This window comes from Campylobacter sp. FU_497, from assembly GCF_025772425.1.
In the GTDB taxonomy this organism is placed as follows: Bacteria; Campylobacterota; Campylobacteria; order Campylobacterales; family Campylobacteraceae; genus Campylobacter_D; species Campylobacter_D lari_C.
In genome coordinates this window covers 26,938-36,377 of the sequence record NZ_JAKMSC010000016.1, presented here as the reverse complement: position 1 = coordinate 36,377, position 9,440 = coordinate 26,938, and the positions used below count along the sequence as shown (strand labels likewise).

12 protein-coding genes are annotated in these 9,440 nt (G+C 27.2%); 3 read left to right on the top strand and 9 right to left on the bottom strand.

Features of this window, described 5'->3' with window-relative positions; translation table 11 throughout:
• Positions 1-414: 414 nt before the first annotated feature.
• Complete coding sequence (locus L8W68_RS06760; RefSeq protein WP_263675506.1) at positions 415-906, bottom strand: SixA phosphatase family protein; 492 nt, start codon at positions 904-906, stop codon at positions 415-417.
• Entirely contained in the window at positions 903-1,433 is a 531-nt protein-coding gene (locus tag L8W68_RS06755; RefSeq protein ID WP_012661444.1) for a rhomboid family intramembrane serine protease, read from the bottom strand. Before L8W68_RS06755 ends, L8W68_RS06760 begins: the two co-directional genes overlap by 4 nt.
• Positions 1,434-1,547: 114 nt before the next feature.
• Between L8W68_RS06755 and L8W68_RS06750 the strand changes: the two genes are divergently transcribed.
• Complete coding sequence (locus tag L8W68_RS06750; RefSeq protein WP_074692021.1) at positions 1,548-1,958, top strand: PepSY-like domain-containing protein; 411 nt, start codon at positions 1,548-1,550, stop codon at positions 1,956-1,958.
• 4 nt (positions 1,959-1,962) lie between these two features.
• Here L8W68_RS06750 and L8W68_RS06745 read toward each other — a convergent pair whose 3' ends face one another.
• Complete coding sequence (locus L8W68_RS06745) at positions 1,963-2,931, bottom strand: DUF3298 and DUF4163 domain-containing protein (RefSeq protein ID WP_263675505.1); 969 nt, start codon at positions 2,929-2,931, stop codon at positions 1,963-1,965.
• On the bottom strand, positions 2,932-3,342 hold the full coding sequence (gene ybeY, locus L8W68_RS06740; protein ID WP_263675504.1) for an rRNA maturation RNase YbeY: 411 nt from the start codon (positions 3,340-3,342) through the stop codon (positions 2,932-2,934).
• Positions 3,343-3,394: 52 nt separating this feature from the next.
• Between ybeY and queC the strand changes: the two genes are divergently transcribed.
• Positions 3,395-4,060, top strand: coding sequence for a 7-cyano-7-deazaguanine synthase QueC (gene queC / locus L8W68_RS06735; protein ID WP_263675503.1), 666 nt, complete (start codon positions 3,395-3,397; stop codon positions 4,058-4,060).
• A gap of 63 nt (positions 4,061-4,123) precedes the next feature.
• Positions 4,124-4,696: a YceI family protein gene (locus L8W68_RS06730; RefSeq protein ID WP_263675502.1), complete on the top strand. Its 573-nt coding sequence runs from the start codon at positions 4,124-4,126 to the stop codon at positions 4,694-4,696.
• Between the two features lie 44 nt (positions 4,697-4,740).
• Here the strand turns inward: L8W68_RS06730 and L8W68_RS06725 are convergent, their stop codons facing one another.
• The 5 genes from L8W68_RS06725 to L8W68_RS06705 all read right to left on the bottom strand — a co-directional run bounded on the left by L8W68_RS06725 (position 4,741) and on the right by L8W68_RS06705 (position 9,431).
• On the bottom strand, positions 4,741-5,484 hold the full coding sequence (locus tag L8W68_RS06725; RefSeq protein ID WP_263675501.1) for a substrate-binding domain-containing protein: 744 nt from the start codon (positions 5,482-5,484) through the stop codon (positions 4,741-4,743).
• Between the two features lie 62 nt (positions 5,485-5,546).
• Entirely contained in the window at positions 5,547-6,488 is a 942-nt protein-coding gene (locus L8W68_RS06720; protein WP_263675500.1) for a hypothetical protein, read from the bottom strand.
• The gene (metG, locus tag L8W68_RS06715) at positions 6,489-8,375 is read right to left on the bottom strand and encodes a methionine--tRNA ligase (RefSeq protein WP_263675499.1); all 1,887 of its coding nucleotides are present in this window, start codon (positions 8,373-8,375) and stop codon (positions 6,489-6,491) included.
• Positions 8,376-8,388: 13 nt separating this feature from the next.
• On the bottom strand, positions 8,389-8,583 hold the full coding sequence (locus L8W68_RS06710) for a hypothetical protein (RefSeq protein WP_263675498.1): 195 nt from the start codon (positions 8,581-8,583) through the stop codon (positions 8,389-8,391).
• Positions 8,583-9,431: a class 1 fructose-bisphosphatase gene (locus L8W68_RS06705; RefSeq protein WP_263675497.1), complete on the bottom strand. Its 849-nt coding sequence runs from the start codon at positions 9,429-9,431 to the stop codon at positions 8,583-8,585. Before L8W68_RS06705 ends, L8W68_RS06710 begins: the two co-directional genes overlap by 1 nt.
• Between the last annotated feature and the right edge of the window lie 9 nt (positions 9,432-9,440).

Here is a 9,440-nt window from a genome sequence, read left to right as displayed (position 1 = left end):
AAATCCTTACAAGCTAAACTTTTATATTTATTTTCCTTTTTACTCATCATTTTAGCTTTTTTAGTCTATAAAAATATTTTAACTTAAACTTAATATGTATGTAAAATTATATGATAAATAGTAAAATCTTGAAATTATATATATTTTGTATTGAAAACTATAATTTTCAAACTTTTATATTTATCTACACTTTTATAAGTAAACTGTATTTTAAAACACCTATAATATAGTATTTTAAAGCATTTTATTTTTTGAGTGAAAATAATTTATCCATAAAAAAATAAGTATAATTTTTTGAAAAATATTATAAGTTATTTTATGTAGCTATAAAAGACTAAAGACGTATATTTTTTATTTCAACTAAATTTTAGTTTATATTTTTGCTTAAATAAATTTGAAGTTTAAAAATGTAGATTAGTTATTTTCTTGACTTTTAGGATAATCAAAAAACACAACTTCCCCGCTGTGTTCTTTTATATCTTTAAATTCTTTTATATCAAATTGCATACATAAAATAGCAGAAGTTGGAAAGTTTTCTAAGTCTATATGGGCTAAATACTCACAAAGTTCTTGCAATAAAGGATTATGCATAATTAGCACTACCCTACTCTCTTTTAATTCTTTTATAAAATTTAATACATCCTTTAAATTACCATCATAAAAGCTTTTTTCTATCTTGATATCTTTTTCTTTTAAAGAAAAGCTTTTACAAAGTTTTTGTGCTGTTTTTATACAACGCCTAGCAGGACTTGAGATAATGCTTTGAGCTTTAAATTCTAAATCTTTAATCCTATAAATCATAGTTTTTAAATCATCTTTTCCACTAGAACTAAGCTCTCGTTGCAAATCTTGATCGTAGTTTTCTTTTTGAGCTTTAGCATGACGGATAAAATAAATATATTTCATCTTATAACCTTAAATTTACCCAAAGCATATCCACATATAAAGCCAAAAATATGTGCATACCAAGCTATATTTACACCCATAAAAATAGGCACAAAACTCATTAATAATATAGCCACTATAAGTCCTTTGGTGGCAGTTTTATCCAAATATGCATAATATCCCATTAAAACACATATAGCACCACTTGCGCCCACTACATTTACAAAACTACCATCAAAGCTTAAATACACATAAAAAGCACTAAGTAAAGAACAAAGAATTCCACCGATTAAATAAAGCAAAGCGAATTTAAAACTTTTTAAGTATTTTTCCAGCATAGAGCCAAATTGAAAAAGTACTATCATATTTAAAATCAAATGAGGCCAATTTCCATGCATAAACATTGAGCTTAGAATTTGCCAGTAAAATCCTTGAAAGAAAAATAAATTTAAACCTAAAATAGCATCTAAATTTAAAGATCCAAAATAAAGATAATTCACAAAGACAAATATCACAATATTTAAAGCGATTAAAAAAGAAGCTATCATTGCCCTACTTTGTATTTTTAATAATTATAACAAAAAGCTATTTAAATTCTAGCTTACACATAAAATTCACACTAATAAGATACAATATCGTCAAAAAATAAAATAAGGTTAAAAATGAAAAAACTAGCTTTAGCTTTTTTTATCGCTCTAAATACTCTTAACGCGGGCATAGTCATAGCACCTGATTCTTTGCCGGTAAACATCAAACAATTTATTAAAGATTATTTTAATGCAGAAATAGGTCTAGTAGAGCAAGATGGTTATTCTTATGAGATTTATTTAAGCGATGGGAGCGAGATTGAGTTTTCACTTAATGGAGAGTTTAAAGAGGCTGAAAATTTTAGATCGCTAAATTATGCGATTTTACCCCTAGCAATACAAAATACTATTAAAAATATCTACCCTAACACAGCAATCATAGAAATAGAAAGAAAAATTTCTTATTATAAAATCAAACTTAATAATCAAATGAAACTTTACATAGATGATAACGGAACGATTTTAAGGCAAAAATTTGATGATTAAAAGCTTATTTGATTTTACTCAAATAAGCTAATTTTGAATTATTTTTCCAAAAAGGTTTTAACTCATCATAACTTATAAAAATTTCAATTACTCCTGTTGAATATGGAGCTATATCATAAGGCTCCCATATCAAAACTAATCCGTTTTTTCTCACTTCAAAAATTTCACTCATTTTAAGCTCTTTAATATCAAATAACTCATTTTCATTATATAAACTTAAAATCTTTTGCTTAATCATATCCTGAAAATCTTCATTTTCTATTTTTAACTCATTTTTCAATCTAAGAAGTTTCATATCATCAATACTATAAGTTTTTCTTAAAAAACTAGTCATACCATGAGCACCACCTTTATACTCATAAATATTTTTTCCCAAAGAGATAATATGCTCATCTTGATAAAATATATAGGCTTGAGAAAAAAACTCATTATTAGAAATATCTTCTTTATTCCATTTACCAAAACTTTCTTTTGCTTTTTGTTTTAATGAATTTTTATCCAAATTCTCATTAAAATCATCAATAATTTTTTCTAAATTTTTATTTTGACTTGATAGTTTTAATATATCTTCACTAAAATCAAACTCAATGTTCTTATTGTCTTCTACTTGTTTTTGTTCTTTAAGTGATAATTGATAAATACTTGCGTTGGATTTATTAGCTAAAAAGCTAAATTCTTTTTTTATACCATCTATTTTACATAGGGCTTCAAATTTATTTTTGTATATATCTTTTAAAACGCAAGTTCCAAAATCTGCTATATCTATATAATACTCATCATTTTTAGCACTACCCCAAAAACTGTATTGTTTTTGTTTTGCTTGGACAAATCCATAACTAGTGTTACTTTTACTAGAGCTATATAGGTAAATATCAAATTCCTTTCCATTTAAAATATTTAAAGTAAATGTATTTTCATTATAAGCATACAAACTCACACATAAACTTAAGCTAAAAGCAATCTTTTTAAACATTTAATCCCCTTGCACTCTTATAATCAAACTTTTTGGCAATTTAAAATATTCAATCCATTCTTGTTCTTTTTGTCTCATTTGTCCTTGATCTACCTCATGATCATAACCTTGTAAATGAAGCATTGCATGTATAAAAAGCAATGCCATCTCTTCTTCATTACTATGTTTATATTCCATAGCCTTTTTACTTACTTCATCTAAATTTATCACTATACTTCCAAGTAAATTTTCACAATTTTGCACTAAAGGAAAAGACAAAACATCTGTAGTTTTATCTACCCCCCTTTGATTAAGATTAATTTCATGCATGGTTTTTTCATCTACCAAAACAAGTTCTATATTTTGATCACTCATTTTTTGGGCAATTTTTTCAAGAAAAGAAATATCCATTTCTTCTTCGCAAAAAATCATTATTATCCTTTTGATTTTATAATTTCAAATTATATCAAAATTAAGGAAAAGTATGAAAAAAGCTCTTTGTATTATAAGTGGTGGTATGGATAGTACTTTGTGTGCGTATTTAGCTAAAAAAGAAGGATATGAAATCATTGCTTTACATTTTGATTATAACCAACGCACCATGTTTAAAGAAAGAGAATGTTTTAATAAAATTTGTGAAAAACTTAATATAAAAACAAAATATATTTTAGATGTTTCATTTATAGCAAATATCGGTGGTAATTCTTTAACGGATTTAAATTTAGAAATTCCCAAAGAAAAACTACACGAAAAAGAAGTTCCAAATACTTATGTTCCTTTTAGAAATGGTATTTTTTTATCTATTGCAGGAGCTATAGCTGAAAAAGAAAAATGCGAAAGTATTTTCATAGGAGTAGTGCAAGAAGATAGCAGTGGTTATCCTGATTGTAGTGTAAATTTCATACAAAAAGCGAGTGAGTTTATCAATGAAGGTACTACAAAAACTTGTAATGTTACAATTAAAACCCCATTAGTTCATCTAAGTAAAGGACAAATAGTTGATTTAGCCTTAAAAGAAAAGGTAGCCTTAGAATATACTTGGTCTTGCTATGAAAGAGAAGATAAAGCTTGTGGCAAATGTGATAGTTGTTTATTAAGATTAAAAGGCTTTAAAGAAGCTAATGTGAAAGATTTTATAGAATATATTTAAAAAATTTACTTTCATTTTATTTTCATTTGTATAATAACCATTTTTAAATATTAAGGAGAAAACATGAAAAAATTACTACTTGGTTCTTTTTTAGCTGCTTCTATTTTAACAAGCAATGCTTTAAGTAAAGAATTTAGCTTAGACAAATCACATACAAATGTGGCTTTTAAAATCAAGCATTTGCAAATTAGTAATGTAAATGGAAATTTTAAAGACTATGATGCGGTAATTGATTTTGATAGTACTAAATTTGAATTTAACAAACTTCAAGCAAATGTAAAAGTTGCTTCTATAAATACTGAAAACAAAGCAAGAGATGCTCACTTACAGCAAGATGATTTTTTCAAAGCAAAAACTCACCCAAACATCACTTTTACCATGAGTAAATATGAAAAAATTTCTAATGAAAAAGGTAAGATGTATGGCTCATTAAACATTGCTGGTATAAGCAAAGATATCGTTTTAGATACCGAAATTGGTGGGGTTATCAAAACAGATAGTGGCAAAGAAAAAGCAGGATTTACTTTACAAGGACAAATCAAAAGAAGCGATTTTAAATTTGCTCCAGATACTTCTAGTTTAACACTTAGTGATGAAGTACAAATCAACATCGAAGCAGAAATTAACGAAAAATAATTTTAAAAAGCATTTTACTCTAAAGTAAAATGCTTTAATTTAATTTATTTAGCTAACCAACCTTCTTTTTCCCATACTTTTTGCGCTTCTTTACTTTGTGTAAATTCTATAAATTCAGCTACTTTTGGATTTTTTAAACCTTTTTGTGTTGGTACTATTTCAGCAGCTCTATAAATAATTGAGTTTTTATCTGCTTTAATAAATTTATTTTCTTTCTCGCCAACTGCTTTAATCCAATGTGTCCAAATGATTAAAGCATCGATATTTGGATTATTTTTCCACTCATCAACTGCTGCTTTTGAATTCTTAGCATACACTTTGATGTTTTTTCTAAGTTTTTCTAGGTTTTCGATTTTTCCTGTTTTTAAAGCCATATCTTCATACAAGCCAACCTGCCCTGCTCCATCAACTACCATAACATTAACACCATCTTTTAAAAGGTCTTCAAATTTTTTAATTTTTTTAGGGTTATTAGCTCTTACTATCATACCTGAACCTCTAGCATTTAAAACCTGAACATCTTGTATTTTGATTTGTTTTGACATAGCTTTAACAAATCCATCCATCATAGATGTGTTACCAGAATAAATGATATCAGCATCCATTTTGGCTTGTTTGATCCATTTAGGTGTTGGCCCCGCATTAACGATAACTTTTTCTCCGCTTTTTACTTCAAATTGTTTAGCAAGTTCTTTTAAAACAGGAGCTGGACCGCCTGGACCATAAACTAAAATTTCAGCATTCAATGCAACTGCAGCAAATAAACTTAAAAATAAAAATTTTTTCATATTTTTTCCTTTAAATTAATAAAATAAAATTAGAAATATAGCTTTTTAAAGTATATATTTTTTTAATCAAATAAACTAATATTTTTTTCTTGAGTAAGAAAGTATTCCAAAAACTCTTCTTTATTTTCTTTAATCAGACAATATTTAAAGTCAAAAAAATTCTTTAATTCATTTAAATTTGCATAGGAAAAATCACAAAATAAAGAATTTTTTAATGCGGTTTTAAAACCCTTGATATATTGAAGTTTTTGTACTATGAAATCAAAGTCTTTTTCATTTTCCACGAGTAAAATCACCCTAGAACTACCCCCAAAAGCACAAATTTCATTTTTTGAGTTTAAAAAATAGGCTTTAAAAAGTTCTAATTTTTTGTCATTAAAACTAAAGGGTAATTTTTGACTTTCTATAAATTCAATAAAACTAGCAAAAATATCTGCATAAAAAAATGCAAATTTTAAATCTTTAAAATACAAATTTTTACAAAGCAAACTTGTTTGAAATAAAGATTTTGAACCTAAAATTTCATATTTACAAGCTTTTAAGGTATGAAAATTTGATTTTAATTTTAAAATAAATTTTTCATCATCAGAACAAAAGAAAGTTTTTTCTTTAGAATTTTTTAAAAGATCAAAATCTAATAAAATATTTGAGTGTAAGACTTTAAAATTAAAGGCTTTTGCAAATTTTAATTCTACATGATTGCAATATATAAATTCATAAGATTTTTCTTCGCATAAAAATCTAAAAAGCCTAAAAATAGCTTCTTCAAGATCATCAACTTGAAGATAAAACACATCTTTATCTTCAAGATTTAATTTCTCCTCGCTTACTATAACATAAGCTCCAAGTTTTATAGCAAAACTAGCTTGTTCATTATTCTTAGCAAAAAATACACTTGCTTGTTTAACTTTGTTTAAATCTATGCTAAAATCATAAACACTAGAAGTTGCTCCATAGTTTAAAACATGGGCATTAACAAGCTCAATAAAATTAGAAATATTCATTTAGCCTATTAAAGCTCCATTTTCGATAAAGCTTTGTGGGCTAATTAAAACTAATTTATCATTTTTTTCTGCACTTAAAATCATACCTTGGCTTTCATGGCCAAAAATTTTAGCTTTTTTTAGATTGGTAATGACACAAACTTGCTTACCTATTAACTCACTAGCTTTATAAAATTTAGCAATACCTGAAAGCACTTGTCTTAGTTCGCCATTTTCAAGTTCAAGTTGAAATTTTAAAAGCTTTTCACTGCCTTCTATATTTTGACAATCTTTTACTAGTGCTACTTTAATTTCAATTTTTTTAAAATCATCAATTTTAATTTGAGCTAAACTTGGCTTCTCTTCTGCTTTTTCTTCTTTTTTGCTTTCTTGAGTTAATTCAACTTTTGGAAATAAAGCTTCACATGCACTTGATTTTAAATCGCATAATTGATTATTTAAAATTAATTTTTGGTAATTTTCATTTGAAATTTCAAAATTTAAAGCTTTGGCAATTTTTAAAGCTGTTTTTGGCATAGCAGCTGAAAGTAAAATAGTAACTTTTGTTAAAATATTAGCACATAAAGCCACTAAAGCATTAGCTTTTTGCATTTGATCATTTTTAATTAAATTCCAAGGCTCATATTTGCTAATACTTAAATTTGCTAAAGATAAAGCCTTAAAAAGCTCTTCTAAATAGCGATTTGGCTGGATATTTTCTAAAGCATTAATCGCATTATCTAAATACTCTTTACATTCATTTAATTCTTGATTAAAATACAAATTCACATCTTTACAATCAATAATATTTTGAGAGTACTTAGCACTCATACCGATAATTCTATTTAATAAATTTCCAAGCTCATTGCTTAATTCTGCATTTATTCTCGTGATTAATGCTTTTTGTGAAAAATCCCCATCATTGCCAAAAGGAACTTCTCTGAGTAAAAAATATCTAAAAGCTTCTAAACCAAAAGTATCTGCTACTTCTTTAGGTGCTACTACATTGCCTTTAGATTTGCTCATTTTTTCACCATCTTTAGTCCACCAGCCATGCGCTGCTACAAATTTAGGCAAAGGAAGTTCTAAACTCATCAAAAACGCAGGCCAATACACTGCATGAAAACGCAAGATATCCTTACCTACAAAATGAATATGAGCAGGCCATAGATCCATATTTTTATCATCAAGTCCATAACCCAAAGCACTCACATAATTCATCAAAGCATCAAGCCAAACATATACCACATGTTTTTCATCATTTAATTCTTTTGGAAGCTTTATACCCCACTCAAAACTCGTTCTTGTAATAGAAAGATCTTTTAAGCCACCTTCTACAAAATGAATCAACTCATTAGCCTTATTTTTAGGTAAAATCGGCTCTTTTTCTTTATACCATTTAAGAATTTGATCTTGATATTTAGAAAGCTTGAAAAAATAACTTTCTTCTTTTAAAAGCTGTGTTTTTTTACCACAATCTGGACAATGACACTCATTTACAAGCTGAGTTTGGGTAAAATAACTCTCACAAGAAACACAATAAAAGCCTTCATAAGTTCCTTTATAAATATCACCTTTATCAAACATTTTTTTAAATGCTTTTTGTACGCTTAATTTGTGATTTTCATCTGTAGTTCTAATGAAATAATCATAAGAAATCTCAAACTCATCCCAAAGTTTTTTAAATTTAGCACTAATTTCATCTGCATATTCTTTAGGGGTAAAATTTCTAGCGCTAGCAGCTTGCTCTATCTTTTGACCATGTTCATCTGTACCTGTTAAAAAGAATGTTTTTTCTCCTTGCAAGCGATAAAATCTAGCCAAAGTATCTGCTATAATCGTAGTGTAAGCATGACCTATGTGTGCTACATCATTTACATAATATATCGGAGTAGTAATATAACGCATTTTAAACCTTTAATTAAAAATCAAATCCACCTTCTTTACCTTTAGACATACTCTTATAAACTGCATCAATATACTCTTTTCTTAAAGAGCATTCAAAAACCATAGAGCAAGGTAAACAAGATTTTAAGTTTTTATCGTTTTGACAAGCTTGAAGTTCGTTTTTTTTAACTTCCAAAGCTAGTTCAAATTCATCTTTAACTTCAGCCATTAAAGCCCTTTATAAGCTTGTTTTAGTTTTTCAATTTCATATTTTGAACCCAAAAAGCATGGCGTACTTGCATGGATTTTTTCAAATTCTAAATCAAGCAAAGAATCATTTTCTCCATTAGTAGAAAGCCCTCCTGCTTTTTCAAAAATAAAAGCAAAAGGAAATACCTCAAAATATGCTCTTAATTTTCCATTTGGCGCATCACTTGTTGCAGGATATGAAAATAATCCTCCACCTTTGAGTAAAATTTGATGTAAATCACTTACCATAGCACCTGAATATCTTAAACGATATCCTTCATCAAATAAAGCTTTTATAAAAGCTCTATGAGTATTTGACCAATTTTTTTGTGTCCCACCACTTGCATTTAATTTGCCTTTTTCGTTTAATTTTAAATCCTTAACAAAAACAAATTCATCATTTTCATTTAACCTATAAAGCTTAGGAGTATCTATGCATACTATAAGCTCTAAACGCACACCATAAATAGCATAAACTGCTGCTTTTAGATTTTTTGCACTAGCCTTTTGCTCATAAATAGCAAAAATAGAACCTATAGCAAAATTCACATCTACTAAAGATGAACCATCTAAAGGATCATAAGCAACAACGTATTTTTCATTTTCATTGATTAATAATTGCTCTTGCTTTTCCTCGCTAATTAAGCTTTTTATACCTTTGCTTTGCTTTAAAATTCTAGTGATGATCTCATCGCTTTTTACATCAAGTTTTAATTGATTATCTCCAGTGGCATTTTGAGAAGTAGTATAATCAAAATCTTTTAAATATCTAAGTTCTTTTGAAATTTCAATCACTGCTTTTTGTATATCGTTAATTAATTCTTGCATATTTTACCC